This is a genomic window from Pseudomonas sp. WC2, from assembly GCF_050586545.1.
Taxonomy (GTDB): domain Bacteria; phylum Pseudomonadota; class Gammaproteobacteria; order Pseudomonadales; family Pseudomonadaceae; genus Aquipseudomonas.
The window spans coordinates 25411-44724 of the sequence record NZ_JBOBDR010000004.1; the positions used below are offsets into that span (position 1 = coordinate 25411).

16 protein-coding genes are annotated in these 19314 nt (G+C 59.9%); 9 read left to right on the forward strand and 7 right to left on the reverse strand.

Features of this window, described 5'->3' with window-relative positions; all coding sequences use genetic code 11:
- Nucleotides 1-56 precede the first annotated feature (56 nt).
- The 4 genes from ACQ4OE_RS05810 to ACQ4OE_RS05825 form a co-directional block, all read right to left on the reverse strand.
- Nucleotides 57-1100 carry an ABC transporter substrate-binding protein gene (locus tag ACQ4OE_RS05810; protein ID WP_016983607.1) on the reverse strand — a complete coding sequence of 348 codons (1044 nt, stop codon included), beginning with the start codon at nucleotides 1098-1100 and terminating at the stop codon, nucleotides 57-59.
- A gap of 48 nt (nucleotides 1101-1148) precedes the next feature.
- Nucleotides 1149-2273, reverse strand: coding sequence for an ABC transporter ATP-binding protein (locus ACQ4OE_RS05815; protein WP_430946069.1), 1125 nt, complete (start codon nucleotides 2271-2273; stop codon nucleotides 1149-1151).
- Nucleotides 2274-2538: 265 nt separating this feature from the next.
- Nucleotides 2539-3168 carry a response regulator gene (locus ACQ4OE_RS05820; RefSeq protein WP_095189560.1) on the reverse strand — a complete coding sequence of 210 codons (630 nt, stop codon included), beginning with the start codon at nucleotides 3166-3168 and terminating at the stop codon, nucleotides 2539-2541.
- Between the two features lie 85 nt (nucleotides 3169-3253).
- Nucleotides 3254-5650, reverse strand: coding sequence for a PAS domain-containing sensor histidine kinase (locus ACQ4OE_RS05825; RefSeq protein WP_430946070.1), 2397 nt, complete (start codon nucleotides 5648-5650; stop codon nucleotides 3254-3256).
- Between the two features lie 73 nt (nucleotides 5651-5723).
- On the opposite strand from ACQ4OE_RS05825, the gene ACQ4OE_RS05830 reads away from it, so the two are divergent.
- A complete protein-coding gene (locus ACQ4OE_RS05830) occupies nucleotides 5724-6713 on the forward strand; it encodes an alpha/beta hydrolase family protein (RefSeq protein ID WP_430946071.1) in 990 nt (329 codons plus the stop codon).
- A gap of 123 nt (nucleotides 6714-6836) precedes the next feature.
- Here ACQ4OE_RS05830 and ACQ4OE_RS05835 read toward each other — a convergent pair whose 3' ends face one another.
- Genes ACQ4OE_RS05835 through ACQ4OE_RS05845 form a run of 3 tightly spaced genes read right to left on the reverse strand, consistent with a single transcriptional unit; the run spans nucleotide 6837 to nucleotide 9293 of the window.
- On the reverse strand, nucleotides 6837-7604 hold the full coding sequence (locus ACQ4OE_RS05835; RefSeq protein ID WP_122594822.1) for a DnaJ domain-containing protein: 768 nt from the start codon (nucleotides 7602-7604) through the stop codon (nucleotides 6837-6839).
- A gap of 1 nt (nucleotide 7605) precedes the next feature.
- Nucleotides 7606-8277 (reverse strand): N-acetylmuramate alpha-1-phosphate uridylyltransferase MurU, encoded by a 672-nt coding sequence (gene murU / locus ACQ4OE_RS05840; protein ID WP_122594821.1) that lies wholly within the window; start codon nucleotides 8275-8277, stop codon nucleotides 7606-7608.
- The gene (locus ACQ4OE_RS05845) at nucleotides 8274-9293 is read right to left on the reverse strand and encodes an aminoglycoside phosphotransferase family protein (protein ID WP_430946072.1); all 1020 of its coding nucleotides are present in this window, start codon (nucleotides 9291-9293) and stop codon (nucleotides 8274-8276) included. Before ACQ4OE_RS05845 ends, murU begins: the two co-directional genes overlap by 4 nt.
- A 130-nt stretch (nucleotides 9294-9423) precedes the next feature.
- On the opposite strand from ACQ4OE_RS05845, the gene ACQ4OE_RS05850 reads away from it, so the two are divergent.
- The 8 genes from ACQ4OE_RS05850 (at nucleotide 9424) to ACQ4OE_RS05885 (ending at nucleotide 19278) form a co-directional block, all read left to right on the forward strand.
- Nucleotides 9424-12222 carry an LPS-assembly protein LptD gene (locus tag ACQ4OE_RS05850; protein ID WP_430946073.1) on the forward strand — a complete coding sequence of 933 codons (2799 nt, stop codon included), beginning with the start codon at nucleotides 9424-9426 and terminating at the stop codon, nucleotides 12220-12222.
- Nucleotides 12197-13519, forward strand: a complete 1323-nt coding sequence (locus ACQ4OE_RS05855; protein ID WP_430946074.1) for a peptidylprolyl isomerase — start codon at nucleotides 12197-12199, stop codon at nucleotides 13517-13519. Before ACQ4OE_RS05850 ends, ACQ4OE_RS05855 begins: the two co-directional genes overlap by 26 nt.
- On the forward strand, nucleotides 13516-14505 hold the full coding sequence (gene pdxA / locus ACQ4OE_RS05860; protein WP_430946075.1) for a 4-hydroxythreonine-4-phosphate dehydrogenase PdxA: 990 nt from the start codon (nucleotides 13516-13518) through the stop codon (nucleotides 14503-14505). Before ACQ4OE_RS05855 ends, pdxA begins: the two co-directional genes overlap by 4 nt.
- Nucleotides 14502-15320, forward strand: coding sequence for a 16S rRNA (adenine(1518)-N(6)/adenine(1519)-N(6))-dimethyltransferase RsmA (gene rsmA, locus ACQ4OE_RS05865; protein ID WP_430946076.1), 819 nt, complete (start codon nucleotides 14502-14504; stop codon nucleotides 15318-15320). Before pdxA ends, rsmA begins: the two co-directional genes overlap by 4 nt.
- 113 nt (nucleotides 15321-15433) lie before the next feature.
- The gene (apaG, locus tag ACQ4OE_RS05870; protein ID WP_016983136.1) at nucleotides 15434-15814 is read left to right on the forward strand and encodes a Co2+/Mg2+ efflux protein ApaG; all 381 of its coding nucleotides are present in this window, start codon (nucleotides 15434-15436) and stop codon (nucleotides 15812-15814) included.
- Nucleotides 15814-16695, forward strand: a complete 882-nt coding sequence (locus ACQ4OE_RS05875; protein ID WP_430946077.1) for a symmetrical bis(5'-nucleosyl)-tetraphosphatase — start codon at nucleotides 15814-15816, stop codon at nucleotides 16693-16695. Before apaG ends, ACQ4OE_RS05875 begins: the two co-directional genes overlap by 1 nt.
- Before the next feature lie 33 nt (nucleotides 16696-16728).
- Nucleotides 16729-17058: a thiosulfate sulfurtransferase GlpE gene (glpE, locus tag ACQ4OE_RS05880; RefSeq protein ID WP_016983139.1), complete on the forward strand. Its 330-nt coding sequence runs from the start codon at nucleotides 16729-16731 to the stop codon at nucleotides 17056-17058.
- A 297-nt stretch (nucleotides 17059-17355) separates the two neighbouring features.
- Entirely contained in the window at nucleotides 17356-19278 is a 1923-nt protein-coding gene (locus tag ACQ4OE_RS05885) for a PrkA family serine protein kinase (RefSeq protein ID WP_122594815.1), read from the forward strand.
- Nucleotides 19279-19314 lie beyond the last annotated feature (36 nt).

The following is a 19314-nucleotide window of genomic DNA, read 5'->3' on the forward strand; positions in this document are numbered from 1 at the left end:
TTCCCACGCAGAGCGTGGGAACGATCATCCGGAGGCCCTCGGCCCGTATGCTCGGCTTATTTCGCAGCCCAGGAATTGAAGCGCTGCTCCAGTTGCTCGCCGTTGTCAGCCCAGAAGCTGACGTCGATCTGCACTTGGTTGGCGATGTTTTCCGGGGTAGTCGGCATGTCTTTCAGCACGTCCTTGGCCAGCAGCGGTACGGCTTGGGTGTTGGCCGGGCCGTAGGCGATGTTTTCCGAATAGGTCTTCTGCTGCTGCGGCTGCACCGAGTAGGCGATGAATTTCTTCGCCGCTTCCGCACGCTTGGCGTCCAGACCTTTCGGGATGGCCCAGGCGTCGAAGTCGTAGATGCCGCCGTTCCACACCACTTTCAGGTTGGATTCTTTCTGCACCGCCGCGATGCGACCGTTGTAGGCCGAGCTCATCACCACGTCACCGGAAGCGAGGTATTGCGGCGGTTGCGCGCCGGCTTCCCACCACTGGATGTTCGGTTTCAGCTCATCGAGCTTCTTGAACGCGCGATCCTGACCGCCCTTGCTCGCCAGCTCTTTGTAGACGTCTTTCGGCGCCACACCATCGGCCATCAGAGCGAATTCGAGGGTGTATTTGGCGCCCTTACGCAGGCCACGTTTACCCGGGAATTTCTTGGTGTCCCAAAAATCCGCCCAGCTGGTGGGTGCGGTTTTCAGCTTGTCGGCGTTGTAAGCGAGTACGGTCGACCAAACAAAGAAACCCACGCCGCACGGCTGGATCGCGCCTTTGACGTAATCTTCGGTCTTGCCGAACAGGGCCGGGTCGAGTTGTTCGAACATGTCTTCGTCACAACCACGGGACAGTTCTGGCGATTCAACTTCGACCAAGTCCCACGACACGCTCTTGGTGTCGACCATGGCTTTGACCTTGGCCATTTCGCCGTTGTATTCGCCGGCGACGATCTTGCCGTTGCCCGCCGCTTCCCACGGTGCATAAAAGGCTTTGACTTGCGCCGCCTTGTTCGCCCCGCCAAACGACACCACGGTCAAATCCGGGCCAGCGGCCATTGCGCTTGCCGCACCCATCAGGCCCAGGGTCAGGGCGGTGAACTTCAGGGATCTCAACATTTATTGTTCTCTCCACGTGCAGGGTTGGTGTTGGTGTTGCCGGGGCGATCAGTTCGCCTCTAAAAGCGGATCAAGCGCGCGAACGTGCTCGACCTGCCAGCCAAGCGGTACCACGTCACCGACGGCGAGCGCGGGATCGAGCTCGGCAATCGGTTGTTTCACGAAAAAGTCGGTCTTGCCGCAGACTTCCAGGCGTACCCGGACGTGGTCGCCCAGATAGATGAATTCCGCCACCCTCCCTGAGAAGCGGTTGACGCATTGATCGCTGGATCCGTTGAGGCTGACGCGCTCCGGACGGATCGACAGGGTCACCGGTTCGCCGGTCTTGCCGACGTTGACCGCCAGCGCCTCGACCTTTTCGCCACGGCCCAACTCGACCACGCAACGCTCGCCGGTCTGGCTGAGCAGGCGGCCGTTGAGGCGGTTGTTCTCGCCGATGAAGTTGGCGACGAAGGTGTTTTTCGGTTCTTCGTACAGGGTGCGCGGTGGGGCGATCTGCTGGATTTCGCCTTGATGGAATACCGCGACGCGGTCGGACATGGTCAGCGCTTCACCCTGATCGTGGGTCACGTAGACCACGGTCACACCGAGGCGCTGGTGCAGGTGTTTGATCTCCATCTGCATGTGTTCACGCAGTTGTTTGTCGAGGGCGCCGAGGGGTTCGTCCATCAGCACCAGTTGCGGTTCGAACACCAGCGCACGGGCCAGCGCCACACGCTGCTGCTGACCACCGGACAACTGCGCCGGATAGCGCGAGGCGAACGCGTCGAGCTGAACCATGCTGAGGACTTTCTTCACCCGATCGCTGACGTCGCTCTTGTTCAGGCCACGCACGGTCAACGGGAACGCGAGGTTCTCGGCAACGGTCATGTGCGGGAACAGTGCGTAGTTCTGGAATACCATGCCAATGTCGCGCTTGTGCGGCGGCACGTTGTTGATCGAGCGCCCGGCCAGCAGGATCTCGCCAGCGGTCGGTGTTTCGAAACCGGCGAGCATCATCAGGCTGGTGGTCTTGCCGGAACCGGACGGCCCGAGCAGGGTGAGAAATTCGCCTTTGCGGATGTCCAGGTTGAGGTCTTTGACGATCAGGTTCTCGCCGTCGTAGCTCTTCTGCACTCCACGAAAGCTGACCAGCACATCACTGGCCCCTGCGTTTGTATCGACCTGGCTCATACCCACACCTTTGTTGTTGATGACTGCTTGTGGATTAAGCCTAGTGCTTGCTGACAGCCGCGCAAATCGGGGCGCAGGAGAGAATCGCCTCAGCCGGATGGAAGGTTGGGGGTAGGGATTGCCCTACAAGGATGGCGCTAACGGATACGGCAGTGGCGAGTGACAAGCTGCGAGCCGCAAGCAAGGGCAAAAACGCGTGTCGCTTAGGGATATGCGCACAATCAGGATCAAAAGCAGGCTCGCCCCCACAGGGGAACAGTGCTGATCAGAGGAGTTTGTGTTCCATCGCGTATTTGACCAGTTCAGCGAGCGAAGTGATGTTGAGCTTTTGCATCAGCCGCGCCTTGTGGGTGCTGATGGTTTTGCTGCTCAGGGCCAACTGTTGGGCGATGTCGTTGACGTTGGCGCCTTGGGCCAAGCGCTCGAACACCGAGAATTCACGTTCGGACAGTAAAGAATGCAGCGGCCGCGTATCAGTCAGGCCGACTTCAAACACCATGCGGTCCGCCAGATCCGGATCGATATAGCGCCCACCCGCCGCGACCTTGCGGATCGCCGTGAGCAACAGCGCCGGGTCGCTGTCCTTGGTTGCGTAGCCAGCCGCGCCGACCTTCAGCGCGCGAGCAGCCATTTGCGCTTCGTCGTGCATCGACAGCACCAGAATCGCCGGCGGATTGTTCAGTGCGCGGATGCGCGGAATTGCTTCGAGGCCGTTAACCCCAGGCATGGAGATGTCGAGCAGCACCACTTCGCACGGCACATGGCGCAGGGTTTCGAGCAGTTGCTCGCCATTGCTCGCCTCGCCCACCACTTGCAGATCCTTGGCCAGGCCGATCAATTGCTTGATGCCTTCGCGGACGATGGTGTGGTCTTCGGCTACCAGTACACGGATCAAATTCTTTCTCCAGATTTCAGGCACACACTAATTCATGTGGGAGGGAGCCTGCTCGCGAAAGCGTCAGCCCAAACACCACAAATCCTCAAACCTCACTCACCGGCACACGCACCACCAGGCTGGTGCCCTCCCCCGGCTCACTCTCCAGCACCAACCGTCCGCCCATGATCAGCACCCGCTCACGCATGCCGACCAGACCAAACGAAGTAGGCCTGCCCGTAGCGGCGACAAATCCTACGCCATCATCGGCGACCGTCAGGCACAACTCATCACCGTCAAGCACCAGCGTCAGTTCCACAGTATGCGCCTGAGCGTGACGCATCACGTTGGTCAGCGCTTCCTGCAAAATCCGAAACAATCCAATCGCCTTGGCATCACTCAGCGCCGGCAGATTGTCCGGTACCTGCACCAGACACGGGATCTGCGTGCGCGCTTCAAATCGCCGCGCCTGCCACTCGATCGCCGAGGCAATCCCGGCATCTAGAATCGGTGGGCGCAGCGCCGTCGCGACATCACGCACCAACTGGAATAACTGGGCGATCAAGCGTTTCATGCTGTTCAGCCGCTCGTTCAGACCCGGGTCAAGTTGCGCATAGGCCAATTCGCACATCGATGTCTCCAGTTTCAGCACCGTGAGCATCTGCCCCAACTCATCGTGAACCTCCCGGGCAATGCGCGCCTTCTCTTCTTCGCGCACGCTCTCCAGGTGCGCAGACAGCTCGCGCAGTTGCTCGCGCGAGGCCGCCAGTTCCAGTTCGATACGTTTACTCTCGCTGATGTCCCAGACGATGCCGTCCCAGACATACGCGCCGTCCTCCAGTTGCCGGGTGATCGCTTTGATCTCGGCCCAGCGCTGTTCGCCCTGACGCGTAAGAATTCTTCCCTGCCACGACCAGTCGCTGTCGGTGTCCAACGCCTGATCCTGGGTTCGGTGATAACTGGCCTTGTCGTCCGGGTGCACCAGACTGCGCAGGCCCATGTCGCGATGGGCGATGGCGGCCGGCGCGTAGCCGACCAGGCTTTCACTGCCCTCACTGATGTAGGCAAAGTCGATCTGCCCGGTCACCGGCGCGCGCTCCAGCCGGAACACCAATCCCGGCACGTTGGCGGCGATGCCTTGCAGACGTGCCTCACTTTCCTGCAATGCCGCCAGTGCACGACGGCGCTCCGTGACGTCGGTGAGGTAAACCACCAGGTATTCACTGTCGCGAAAGCGCAGAAAACTCAGCGACACGTCCGCCGGCAAAATACTGCCGTCGGCGCGCACGCAATTGGTTTCAAAACTAAGCGGCCCTTCTTCACTGGCCCGGGCGCGTTTCCACAGGTTGAGCCAGCGGTCCATGTGCAGGCCCGGTTCGAAGTCGATCAGCGGCCGCTCGATCAACCCGCCCGAGGGATAGCCGAGCATGTTTTCCGCCGCGCGATTCGCGTAGCGCACATGGCTGTCCCAGTTGACCCAGAGGATGCCGACGGTGCTTTGATCGATGGAAAACTGCGTCAGCCGCAGGGCCTCTTCGCTGGCCGCGCGCAGGGCGATGTCTTCCCGGGCGGCCAGCAGTCGCTGCTCAAGGCTGTGCTGTTGGCGGCGCTGCCAGAACACGATCGCGACACAACTGAGCAGCAACACCGCAAACAACAGGCTGAGGTTCTGCCAAAAGCCCGGTGACTCCGACAGTCGCGGGTATTTCGGTTGCAGCCATTGGTTATGCAGTTGCTCCAGATCCTTGGCCGGGATTGCACGCAGCGCACTTTGCACGATGCCGGCCAACTCTGGCCAATCGCGGCGGGAGCCGACGCGCAGCAGTTGCGGCAGGCCGATATCACCGACCACCACCAGCTCGGCGAACTCCGGCTCGGCGGACAGGCGCCCGAGTTGCGCCTCATCGACCACCGCGTAAGCCGCCTGCTGACTTAACAACAACTGCAGCGCCTGACGCTCCAGCGGAACGCCTTGCAGGTTCAGATGCGGATAAGTGCCGCGCAGGTAATCGGCGGTGGTACTCGGCATGCGCACCGCGACGCGGGTCTGGCTGTCGAGTTTTTCCAGATCGACCACCGCGCTGGCCTTCTGGTCGCTGACGATCAATTGCGGCACGCGCATATACGGATCGGAAAACTGCCACAGGCGTAACGCGCTCGGGGTCTGACTCAGGCCTGGCGCAATGTCGATCTCACCATCGCGCACCGCCGTTTCCAGTTGCGCCAGATCCTGAAAGTTGCGCCAGCTCAGTTCGACATTGAGTGCCTTGGCCAGCAATTTCATCAGTTCGACGTTGGCCCCTGACAGTCGCTGCAGGCGTCGGTCGTAAGTTGCATACGGCGCCTGCAAGACCAGACCGACGCGCAATTCATTGTGCTGCGCCAGCCATTGCTGCTGGCTCGCCGACAACTGCGCAAGGTGGGCCGCAGGCGCAGGCGCCGCCCAGCCCATCAAGGGAAACCACAAACAGCCGATAACCCACAGGCAGCAAAATCGCTTCATTGAAGTCTCATACACTGACAAATTCTGACCAACCCATTAGGCTGCCGGGATACTTTCTGGCCTGGAATAACCGATGCCCTCTGTCTACCGCCTGGCAATGCCAGCATTGTGCCTGTCGCTGCTCCTGCCTTGTGCGTTTTCCGTCGAAGCCGCCGATCCGGCACCTGCCGCGACTGCGGAAAAACCTGCCGAAGAAAAACCCGTCGAACGCCAGCCACTGCTTGAGCGTAGTCAGGAAGAGGCGGCCGCACTGGAACGTAAGGTTCCGGCGCAAGAACAGCAACAATTGCAGGCGGGCAGCGACACCTTTCTCGCCCTGTGGAAACCGGCCAACACGGCTGAGCCCAAAGGCGCGGTGATTATCATCCCTGGCGCCGGTGAAACCGCTGACTGGCCGCAGGTAGTCGGCCCGTTACGGCAAAAATTGCCGGATGCCGAGTGGAGCAGCCTGAGTATCACCCTGCCGGATTTGCAAGGCGATGCCATCGCACCGCGGGTGATCGAGCCCGCCGCCGCGCCGAAAGCGCCGGAAACCGGCAGCAAGGACGCGACCACGGCTCAGCCGATCGAGCAGGCTGCTGGCGGTGAAGCCGAAGTGGCCGATCAGGTTGTTGCCGAGACCACCGAAGAACAGAACAAGGCCGATGCCGAGCGCATCTTTGCGCGCATCGACGCCGCGATTGGCTACGCCGAACAGCAGAGTGCGCGCAGCATTATCGTGCTCGGTCACGGTACCGGCGCGTATTGGGCGGCGCGGTATCTGAGCGAGAGACAAAGTGCTCAGGTAGAAAAACTGGTCATGGTCGATGTGCGGGCACCAGCCAAGGCCAAGCCGCCACTGGTTGAACTGACGCCGACACTGAAGCTGCCGACTGCCGATATTTTCTACATGGACAAACCGCTGGATCGCCAAGCGGCGCTCGAACGCATGCAGGCGAGCAAGCGTTTGAAGGGCTCGACGTTCAGCCAGGTGGCGCTACACGCGTTGCCGGATAACAAGGCTGAACAGGAACAACTGTTCCGCCGGGTGCGCGGTTGGTTGAATCCGCAGAGCACGGACTGACCGAGAGACCGCGTCGCCCCCTTCGCGAGCAAGCTCGCTCCCACACTGGATGTGTACGAAGATCCAATTGTGGGAGCGAGCCTGCTCGCGAAGAGGCCCTTAAAGACAACACACCTCTAGTGGCTAACGAAAATCCCGCCGCTCACGAATCAATGTGTAGGCATTGTGCAATTCACGGGTCCGCTCGGTCGCTTCACGCACCTGTGCTGTCGTCGCACCTGTGCCGGCAATCTTGTCCGGATGATGCCGGCTCAACAGCCGTCGATAGGCCCGTTTGATCTGCGCCGGCTCACTGGTCGCCGACACCCCAAGCAAGCGCATCGCTTCCTGATAACTCACCGCAGCGCTGACAATCGGCCGTTTGCCCGGCTCGTAATCACTGGCCAACGCTTGCACCTGATGCGTCGTCCAGCCCAGCCATTTGCCCCACTGCGCCAACAGCTCGCGCTCGCTGACACCCGCGCGACCGTCAGCCCAGATCATCCGCCAACAAGCACGCAATACGCCTTCGGCAGCATGCGGCTGTGCACTCAGACGTTTGAGATAACCGCGCAGATTATCGCCGCCGGACTTGCCGCGGTTGAACGCGGCAATCGCCCGCCGCGTTGCCGGCTCGCTCATTTCCAGCGCACGCATCTCATTGCGCGCCTGATGAATATGCCCGTCAGTGACCCGACCGTCACTCTTGGCCAAACGCCCGAGCAGCACAAACAACAACTCGTCGTTGCGCAACATCGGCCGGCCACCGAGTTTCTCGCGCAAATGCCCCCAGCTCTGCAACTGCAGGCGCCGATCCAGCGCCTGCCCCAACAATGCCCCAAGCATGGCCCCCGGAATGCTGGCAATTGCAAAACCCGCTCCGGCTCCAATCAGAGTCCCTGGCCATAACATGTCAGCGACTCGCTTCTATCAAGGCTTCAGCTTCAGCCAGCCGCTCGTGGGTGCCGACATCCACCCAGTGACCTTTCAGCCGTTCGCCAGTGACCTCGCCTTCCGCCATGGCTTTGCGCAGCAGCGGCGCCAGTTTGAAAGCACCGTCCGCGCAGCCGTCGAACAGTTGCGGATGCAGCACGGCGATGCCGCTGTAAGTCAGGGTTGCCGCGTCCGCGTGGCCGTCGTTCACTTGACCGTCAACCAGCGTGAAATCGCCGGTCGGGTGATGCGCCGGGTTGTCCGCCAGCACCAGATGCGCCAGACCGTTGATCGGTTGGTGCAGCACGCTGAAGTCGTAGTCGGTCCAGATATCCCCGTTGACGACCAGGAATGCATCATCGCCGAGCAGCGGCAGCGCACGAAAAATCCCGCCGCCGGTTTCGAGCGGCTCGCCTTCCGGTGAGTACTCGATGCTGACGCCAAACTGCGAACCGTCGCCCAGGTAGTCCTCGATTTGCTGGCCGAGCCACGCGTGGTTGATGACGATTTCGTTGAAGCCAGCGGCCGCGAGGGCGCGCAGGTGATACTCGATCAACGGCACGCCGCCAGCACGCACCAGCGGTTTTGGGGTGGTCAGGGTCAGCGGGCGCATGCGCTCGCCTTTGCCCGCCGCCAGAATCATTGCCTTCATTCTATTGCTCCACCCCGCAGGCTGGTGAACAACGCTTGCAGCTCGGCCAGTTCAGGACGGCGGGCAATCACTGCTTCTATATAGGAGAAGAAGCGCGGGACGTCAGCCAGATAACGCGGCTTGCCGTCGCGATGGCAGATGCGCGCGAAGATGCCGATGACTTTCAGGTGACGCTGCACGCCCATCAGGTCGCTGGCACGCAGGAAATCTTCGAAGTCCGGCTGCACCGGAATATTCAGTGCCGAGGCTTGCTGCCAGTAATTTTCCAGCCAGCCGCGTACACGTTCTTCAGGCCAGCTGAGGAAGGCGTCCTTGAACAGGCAGGTCACGTCGTAGGTCACCGGGCCGTAGACCGCGTCCTGAAAATCCAGCACGCCAGGGTTCGGCTCGCTGAGCATCAGGTTGCGCGGCATGTAGTCGCGGTGCACCAGCACTTTCGGCTGGGCCAAGGCGCTGTCGATCAACAGCTCGCTGATCCGCTGCCACTGTTGTTGCTGAGTCGAATCGAACTCGACGCCGAGTTCATGTTTCACGTACCACTCAGGAAACAGTTCCAGCTCACGACGCAGCAGGGCCACGTCGTAACTCGGCAGCGGCGCCACCATCGGCAGCTGCTGAAAAGCCAGCAGCGCTTGCAGGGCATCGCTGAACAATGCGTCGGCGTTTTCGCCATCGATCACGTCGAGATAGGTCTTGTTGCCCAGGTCATTGAGCAAAAGAAATCCACGTTCGAGGTCCTCGGCGTAAATTTTCGGCACATTTATTCCGGATTTCGCCAGCAAAAACGCGATATCCACGAACGGTTTGCAGTTTTCCTGGGGCGGTGGTGCATCCATTACGACGAAGCTGCGACCGGCGCCTTCCCAACGGAAGTAGCGGCGGAAACTCGCGTCGCTGCTGGCCGCAGTCAACGTGGCCGGGGGCACGGCGCCCCAGCCCTGATCTGCAAACAGGATTGCCAACTGCTCATCGAGCCAAACTTTCAGGTGTTGCAAGCGTACATCTTGGTCAGGCATTGCAAGGGTCTCCGACGGCGCTAGCCGTCAAGCGGGTCATGCTTTATTATCCAGCATCTTTTTCAGACCATCGAGAGGCGTGCGGCCCACACCGCGGGCAGATGGCACGCAGGAAGCCCGGACTAATAAGATGGCATTGAAATCCCCCGCGTTTCGTAAAAAATTTCCGTTGTTGGTAACCGGCAGTCTGCTGGCTATGCAACCTCTGGCCAGTCAATTCGTTGTCGCCGCCGAGCAGTATGACTGCTCCGTCTCGGCTACGGGTGGTTGGGCCTGTGCGCCCAAGTCATCCGCTGCAGCCTTGCCGCCACGCCCAGTGCATGACGGCAGTGCCGTCAGCGCCGCTGGCGACGCGGCGAGCGAGGACGGTTCGGTTGCCGACACAGGCCCTAAAACGGTCCTGGTCACCGAAGCCAAGGGCCGTGGCCTGAAATCCCGTAGCGAAGACTTCAGTCACCTCGACTGGGTTCCGCGCGAGAAGCTCACCGCCGCCCAACTGGCCGAGACCGGTCCGTATTGCTCAGGTGCCTACATCGAGCCAACTCGTCCTGGCATGAACGACAAGACGAATAAAAGCGATGCTCCGACCTTTATCGGCGCAAAAGCCTCGCGCTATAACACCGATGATCAAGTCGGTACGCTGGCCGGTGATGTCGTCCTGCGTCAGGGCAGCATGCAGGTTGAATCGGACGAGGCCAGCCTGTATCAGGCCGAGAGCCGCGCCGAACTCAATGGCGACGTGCGCATCCGTGACAACGGCGCGCTGATCGTCGGCGACCACGCCGATGTGCAGCTCGACACCGGTGAAGCCAAAGTCGACAACGCCGAATACGTGATGCACAAATCGCGCATCCGCGGTAACGCGCTGTACGCCAAGCGCGCCGAAAACGCGATCATCCGCTTGAAGGACGGCACGTACACCACGTGCGAACCGAACAGCAACGCCTGGCAGCTCAAGGGCAACAACATCACCTTGAACCCGGCCACCGGCTTCGGTACCGCGACCAACGTGACGCTGCGCGTTAAAGACATTCCGATCCTGTACACGCCGTACATCTACTTCCCGATCGACGACCGTCGCCAGTCGGGCTTCCTGCCGCCGACCATCGGCACGGGCAGCGACACCGGCTTCATGCTGGTCACCCCGTACTACTTCAACCTGGCGCCGAACTACGACGCCACGTTGTATCCGCGTTACATGAGCAAGCGCGGCATGCTGGTCGAAGGCGAATTCCGTTACCTGACCAAGTCGAGTGAAGGTCAGTTCGGCGCCGCGTATCTGAACGACGAAGATACCGATCGCAGCAAGCAGACCGATTACGAAAAAAATCGCTACATGTACAACTGGCAGCACAAGGGCGGCCTGGACTCGCGTGTATACACTCAAGTGGACTACACGAAGATCAGCGACCCTTACTACTTCCAGGATCTGACCACTGATCAGATCGGCGTGAAGAGCGAAGACTTTGTGAATCAGCAGGGCGCGGTGACCTATCGTGGTGATAACTACACCGCACGCCTCAACGCCCAGCAGTACCAGTTAGCTACCGTTTCGAACATCACGCCGTATGGCCGACTGCCGCAGATCACTTTCAACGGCAAACTTCCGTACCATCCGCAAGGTCTGAGATTCGATTACGAGACCGAACTGGTTCGTTTTGACCGTGATCTGGAAAAAGGCACCTTCACCGACGAAGATGGCAACATATCGCCTCGTCTGGACACCAACGTTGTGGGTCTCGCCCGCGCCAATGGTGATCGCCTGAATCTGAAGCCGGGCGTCAGCCTGCCGATGAACTGGACCTATGGTTTCCTCAAACCATCGCTCAAGTACCAGTACACCCAATACCAACTGGACCTGGACGGCACCGGCAAATCGCAGATCGATGCGATGACTGCAGAGCAGAAGAAGCTCAACGGTGAGTTCGGCAGCAGCCAGAACCGCGGCGTACCAATTGCAAGTATCGACAGCGGCCTGTACTTCGACCGCAACACGTCTTTCTTCGGCAAAAACTACCGCCAGACTCTGGAGCCTCGCCTGTTCTACCTCTATGTACCCGAGGTTGATCAGGAAGACATTCCGGTGTTCGACTCCAGCGAATACACCTTCAACTACGCTTCGCTGTTCCGCGACAACCGCTTCTCGGGCTCCGACCGTATCGGCGACGAAAACAAGTTGTCGCTGGGCGTGACCAGCCGCTGGATCGAAGACGACGGCTTCGAACGTCAACGCATCAGTGTCGGCCAGGCCTATTACTTCAAAAATCGTGAAGTGCAACTGCCAGGTATCGAAGCCAAAACTCGCGACGACGCCAACGCAAATGTCTCGCCATACGCGCTGGAATACGAATACCGCTGGAACCGCGATTGGCGCACCACGGCCGACTACAACTGGGATCCGGACAGCCGCAGCCCACGCTCCGGCAGTGCGATGTTCCACTACCAGCCGGAAGACAACCCGAACAAGGTGGTCAACCTCGGTTATCGCTATCGCAACGACCAGGTCCGTTACGACCAGAACACCGGCAAGTGGTCGGTGGGCGGTGGTGACTACGGCACCCCGGGCACCCCTGGCTATGTGAAGGACTACTACAAGATCCAGCAGCATGATTTCTCGGTCATCTGGCCGATCGTTCCACAATGGAGCGCGATCAGCCGCTGGCAGTACGACTACAACCGCAACCGTACGCTGGAAGCCTTCGGTGGTTTCGAGTACGACAACTGCTGCTGGAAATTGCGCCTGATCAACCGTTACTGGGTTTCCTACGACGAGTTCAGTCAGGAAGCTCCTCAAAACGAAAAAGGCGACCATGGCGTCTTCCTCCAAATTGTTCTGAAGGGACTCGGCGGCCTGACTGGCGCCAAGGTAGAGAGCTTCCTCGACAAAGGCATTCAAGGTTATCGTGAACGTGAAGACCAAGCTTTCTGATTGTCTGCGCCCGCTGATGCTGGGCGCGCTGTTCCTGGGTACGGCGGCTAACGCCGCCGTGCAGTCCATCGATAAAGTGGTTGCCATCGTCGACAACGACGTGGTCATGCAGAGCCAGCTGGATCAACGTGTCCACGAAGTTCAGCAGACCATCGCCAAACGTGGAGGCGGCTCGCCACCTCCAGGCGTACTGGATCAGCAGGTGCTTGAGCGCCTGATCGTCGAGAACCTGCAACTGCAGATCGGCGAACGTTCCGGCATCCGCATTACCGATGAAGAACTGAACCAGGCTGTTGGCACCATCGCCCAGCGCAACAACATGACAGTTGAGCAGTTCCGTGGCGCTCTGGCGCGTGACGGTCTGAACTATGACGACGCCCGTGATCAGATCAAGCGTGAAATGATCATCAGCCGTGTACGTCAGCGCCGTGTGGCAGAGCGCATCCAGGTCTCGGAACAGGAAGTGAAAAACTTCCTCGCCTCCGACCTGGGCAAGATGCAACTGTCCGAAGAGCTGCACCTGGCCAACATCCTCATCCCGACGCCAGAAAGCGCCAACTCTGAAGCCATTCAGAGCGCTGCCCGTCAGGCCATGGAGGTTTACCAGCAGCTCAAGCAAGGCGCTGATTTCGGTCAGATGGCCGTTGCCAAGTCCGGCAGCGACAACGCCCTGGAAGGCGGCGACATGGGCTGGCGTAAAGCCGCGCAACTGCCACCGCCGTTCGATCGCGAGCTGAGCAGCATGGCGGTTGGCGACATCACCCAGCCTGCACGCACGCCGGGTGGTTTCATCATTCTGAAGCTGCTGGCCAAGCGCGGTGGCGAAGCCCAGATGCGCGACGAAGTGCATGTGCGCCACATCCTGGTCAAGCCAAGTCCGATCCGCGACGAGGCCAAGACTCAGGCGCTGGTGCAATCGCTGTATGAGCGCATCGTGGCCGGTGAAGATTTCGCTGAACTGGCGAAGAACTACTCTGAAGACCCGGGTTCCGCCCTCAATGGCGGCGACCTGAACTGGATCGACCCGAACGCACTGGTGCCGGAATTCCGCGAAGTGATGGCGAAGACCCCACAAGGTCAGCTGTCCAAGCCATTCCAGACCCAATACGGCTGGCACGTTCTCGAAGTCCTTGGCCGTCGCGCCACTGACAGCACCGAACAAGCCCGCGAGCAGCAAGCCATGACCGTACTGCGTAACCGCAAATACGATGAAGAGCTGCAAACCTGGCTGCGTCAGATCCGTGACGAAGCGTATGTAGAGATCAAACTCCCTGATGCAGACCAGGCAGCGCAGTGAAACCCAAGCGTTTCGCGCTGACACCCGGCGAACCAGCCGGCATCGGTCCCGACCTGTGCCTGCTGCTCGCCTCGCAAGCCCAGCCACATCCCCTGATTGCCATCACCAGCCGCGACCTGCTCATTGAGCGGGCCGCGCAGTTGGGGCTGGCCGTCAATCTGCTGGATGTCGGCCCTGATCACTGGCCGCAAGTCCCAGCGCCTGCGAACAGCCTGTACGTCTGGGATACACCGCTCAGCGCCCCCGTGGTTGCCGGGCAACTGGACAAAGCTAACGCTGCGTTCGTTCTCGAAACCCTGACCCGCGCCGGCAACGGCTGCCTCAACGGCGACTTCGCCGGGATGATCACAGCCCCGGTGCACAAGGGCGTGATCAACGAATCAGGCATCGCCTTCTCCGGGCACACAGAATTTCTGGCTGATCTGACTCACACCGCACAGGTCGTGATGATGCTGGCAACACGCGGTTTGCGCGTTGCGTTGGTCACCACTCACCTGCCCCTGCGTGACATCGCCGATGCGATCACGCCAGAGCGGCTGGAGCGGGTCACGCGAATTCTGCACAGCGACCTGCAAAACAAATTCGGCATTGCCCGGCCACGCATCCTGGTCTGCGGGCTCAACCCGCACGCCGGTGAAGGCGGCCACCTGGGCCATGAAGAAATCGACATCATTGAACCAACATTAGAGCGCCTGCGCGGCGAGGGCATGGACCTTCGTGGCCCGCTGCCTGCCGACACTCTGTTTACCCCCAAATATCTGGAGCACTGCGACGCAGTGCTGGCGATGTACCACGACCAGGGCTTGCCTGTGCTCAAGTACAAAGGCTTCGGCGCTGCCGTCAACGTGACCCTGGGCCTGCCGATCATCCGCACGTCGGTCGACCATGGCACTGCCCTGGATCTGGCCGGCAGCGGTAAGATCGACACCGGCAGCCTGCAAGTCGCCCTGGAAACCGCCTACCAGATGGCCGAGACCCGTTTATGACCGAGCAATACCAACACAAGGCGCGCAAACGCTTTGGCCAGAACTTCCTGCACGATGCCGGCGTTATCGACCGCATCCTGCGCTCCATCAGTGCCAAGTCCGAAGACCGTTTGCTGGAAATCGGCCCGGGCCAAGGCGCGCTGACCGCCGGTTTGCTCAACTCGGGCGCACAGCTTGATGTAGTGGAACTGGACAAGGATCTGATCCCGATCCTCAACCAGCAGTTTGCCGGCAAGAGCAACTTCAACCTGCATCAGGGCGATGCACTGAAGTTCGACTTCAACACGCTCAACGCCGCGCCGAACAGCCTGCGTGTAGTCGGCAACCTGCCGTACAACATTTCCACGCCACTGATTTTTCACCTGCTGAACAACGCCGGCATCATTCGCGACATGCACTTCATGCTGCAGAAAGAAGTGGTCGAACGTCTGGCCGCAGGCCCTGGCGGTGGTGACTGGGGTCGCCTGTCGATCATGGTTCAGTACCATTGCCGCGTGGAGCACCTGTTCAATGTTGGCCCCGGCGCGTTCAACCCACCGCCTAAAGTCGACTCGGCCATCGTCCGTCTGGTACCGCACGCGGTGCTGCCGCACCCGGCCAAAGATCACAAGTTGCTCGAGCGCGTAGTGCGCGAAGCATTCAACCAACGCCGCAAGACCCTGCGCAACACCCTCAAGCAATTGCTCAGCAATGCCGAGATCGAAGCCGCTGGTGTCGATGGCAGCCTGCGTCCGGAGCAACTGGATCTGGCTGCGTTCGTGCGCCTGGCCGACCAGCTCGCCATTCAGGTCCCGACCTCCCCCGCCGCCGACTGACAAACGATGAACGCTATCGGGCAGGACGCCACTCTGGTTTACTGCCCGATACTTGCCTAGACTGATTCCCCATCAGCTACGCCCCGCGTTCCGCTTCGTTTAAGGCCTCTTGCATGTCCGATTCCCGTTACCAGGTCGATGTCAGTGTCGTTACCCGCTATCTGGCAGACCAATCGCAACCCGAGCACGACCGCTTTGCCTTCGCCTACACCATCACCGTGCAGAACAATGGCGCGATCCCGGCCAAGCTGCTGTCGCGGCACTGGGTGATCACCGACGGTGACGGCCATGTCGAAGAAGTCCGCGGCGCTGGCGTGGTGGGTCAGCAACCGCTGATCAATGCCGGACAGAGCCACACTTACAGCAGCGGCACGGTCATGACCACCAAGGTCGGCACCATGCAGGGCACGTACGAAATGGTCGCCGACGACGGCAAACATTTCGATGCCATCATCAAGCCATTCCGCCTCGCCGTCCCCGGAGCCTTGCACTGATGGCGACGTATGCCGTCGGCGACCTGCAAGGCTGCCTCGAGCCGCTGAAATGCCTGCTCAAGCAAGTGGCGTTCGACCCCAAGCTCGATCGACTGTGGCTGGTCGGTGATCTGGTCAACCGTGGCCCGCAATCACTGGAAACCCTGCGTTTTCTGTACGGCATGCGTGAATCGCTGGTCTGCGTGCTCGGCAACCATGATCTGCACCTGCTGGCGGCGGCAAAAAATATCGAGCGCCTGAAAAAGTCGGACACCTTGCGCGAGATCCTCGAGGCACCGGACAGCGCCGAGCTGCTCGAATGGGTACGCCAGCAAAAGCTGATGCATTACGACGAGACCCGTGATGTCGCCATGGTGCATGCCGGCATCCCGCCGCAATGGTCGCTGAGCCGCGCGCTGAAGTGCGCTGCCGAAGTCGAAACCGCCCTGCGTGACGACAATCTGTTCCCCGCCTACCTCGACGGCATGTACGGCAATGATCCGGCGAAATGGGACAACGATCTCAAAGGCGTGACCCGCTTGCGCGTCATCACCAACTATTTCACGCGCATGCGCTTCTGCACTGCCGAGGGCAAGCTCGACCTCAAGAGCAAGGAAGGCCTGGACAACGCTCCAGCCGGTTACAAACCCTGGTTTCAGCACAAGGAGCGCAAGACCAAAGGCCTGCGCATCATCTTTGGTCACTGGGCGGCACTGGAAGGCAACATCCATGAGCCGGGCATCTCGGCACTGGACACCGGCTGTGTCTGGGGCGGTAGCCTGACCCTGATGAACGTCGACAGCGGCGAACGCCTGTCCTGCAAATGCGACGAACACGGTGGACTCGCCTCAACCGTCGCACCACTTATCCCCGAAACTTCGCCAGTCAGCGCGCCGCGTTAGACTGCGCTTTCAGCCGAGCAACAGGAACCCGCCATGAGCGAATTCAAACGAATCCCCCCGGAACAGGCCCAGGCCCTGCGTGAACAAGGTGCTGTCGTTGTCGACGTGCGCGACCCAGCGACTTTCGCCGCCCTGCACATCAGCGGCTCGAAGCATCTGGACAATCATTCGCTGCACGCCTTCATCCAGGGCGCTGACCTCGATGCGCCGACCGTGGTCGTCTGCTACCACGGCAATTCCAGTCAGGGCGCAGCAGCGTACCTGATCAGCCAAGGCTTCTCCGACGTCTACAGCATGGACGGCGGCTTCGAGTTGTGGCGGACGACTTATCCTGCAGAAACCGCGCAAGGCACTGCCGAATAATTTTTTTGTCACGCGCAGGCCCCGGCTGCCGTGGGCCTGCGCGGGCAGACGAACGGTCTTGCCACAACTAATTACGTATCTCGCCTTTACCTCCTGAATTCCCAACTATCCTTAAGCCCAGGCCATCCAAAACAGGGGAGAGCCGGTACACCGGCGCACGGGTCATCGGGAGTGACTTTCGCGATTGTCGATCGTGGAAGTGTTCTGGGGGGTAAACAAACAGCTGCCAAAACGGTTGTTTGCCAGCATCGACTGAGTGATCCGGCGTCGGCTCCACGTATCGAGCGAGGTGACGTCATGAGTATCTTTAGCCACTTCCAACAACGCTTCGAGTCCACACGCCAGGAAGAACTCTCGCTGCAAGAGTACCTGGAGCTGTGCAAGCAAGACCGTAGCGCCTACGTTTCCGCCGCCGAGCGTCTATTGCTGGCCATCGGCGAACCGGAACTGCTCGACACCTCGACCAATTCGAGGCTGTCACGCATCTTCTCCAACAAGGTGATCCGTCGCTATCCGGCCTTTGAAGACTTCCACGGGATGGAAGAATGCATCGACCAGATCGTTTCGTATTTCCGCCATGCTGCCCAAGGCCTGGAAGAGAAGAAACAAATCCTTTACCTGCTCGGCCCCGTCGGTGGCGGTAAATCGTCCCTGGCCGAGAAGCTGAAACAGCTGATCGAGAAAGTGCCCTTCTACGCGATCAAGGGCTCACCCGTATTCGAATCGCCGCTGGGTCTGTTCAACGCCACCGAAGATGGCGCGATCCTCGAAGAAGACTTCGGCATCCCACGGCGCTACCTGAACACCATCATGTCGCCATGGGCGACCAAACGTCTGGCCGAATTCGGCGGCGACATCAGCCAGTTCCGCGTGGTCAAGCTTTACCCTTCGATCCTCAATCAGATCGCCGTGGCCAAGACCGAGCCGGGCGACGAGAACAATCAGGACATCTCCGCGCTGGTCGGTAAAGTCGACATTCGCAAACTCGAGGAATACCCACAGAACGACGCCGACGCTTACAGCTACTCCGGTGCGCTGTGCCGGGCCAACCAAGGCCTGATGGAATTCGTCGAAATGTTCAAGGCACCGATCAAGGTGCTGCACCCATTGCTGACCGCGACTCAGGAAGGCAACTACAACAGTACCGAAGGTCTCGGCGCGATTCCGTTTACCGGGATCCTGCTCGCCCACTCCAACGAATCGGAGTGGCACACCTTCCGTAACAACAAGAATAACGAAGCGTTCATCGACCGGATCTACATCGTCAAAGTGCCGTATTGCCTGCGCGTCAGCGACGAAGTGAAGATCTACGACAAACTGCTGTTCAACAGTTCTCTGGCCAAAGCCCATTGCGCGCCTGACACCCTGAAGATGCTCGCGCAGTTCACTGTGCTATCGCGTCTCAAGGAGCCGGAAAACTCCAACATTTACTCGAAGATGCGTGTCTACGACGGCGAAAACCTCAAAGACACCGATCCGAAGGCCAAGTCGATCCAGGAATACCGCGATTCGGCGGGCGTCGACGAGGGCATGAACGGTCTGTCGACCCGCTTCGCGTTCAAGATCCTGTCCAAGGTCTTCAACTTCGATCCGCACGAAATCGCCGCCAACCCGGTACACCTGCTCTATGTGCTGGAACAGCAGATCGAACAGGAACAATTTCAGGCCGAAACCCGCGAGCGCTATCTGCGCTACCTGAAAGAGTACCTGGCTCCGCGTTATATCGAATTCATCGGCAAAGAGATCCAGACCGCCTACCTCGAGTCTTACAGCGAGTACGGCCAGAACATCTTCGACCGCTACGTGCTGTACGCAGACTTCTGGATTCAGGATCAGGAATACCGCGATCCGGAAACCGGTGAGATTCTCAACCGCGTAGCGCTCAACGAAGAACTGGAGAAAATCGAAAAACCGGCGGGCATCAGCAATCCGAAGGATTTCCGCAACGAAATCGTCAACTTCGTGCTGCGCGCCCGGGCCAACAACAACGGCAAGAACCCGACCTGGCTCAGCTACGAAAAACTCCGGGTGGTCATCGAGAAGAAAATGTTCTCGAACACTGAGGATCTGCTGCCGGTCATCAGCTTCAACGCCAAGGCCAGCAAGGAGGATCAACAGAAGCACAACGACTTCGTCACTCGAATGGTCGAGCGCGGCTACACCGACAAACAGGTACGGCTTCTTTCCGAATGGTACCTGCGGGTACGGAAGTCGCAGTGAAGCAGCTGCAAGCTTCTAGCTACAAGCTGCAAGAAC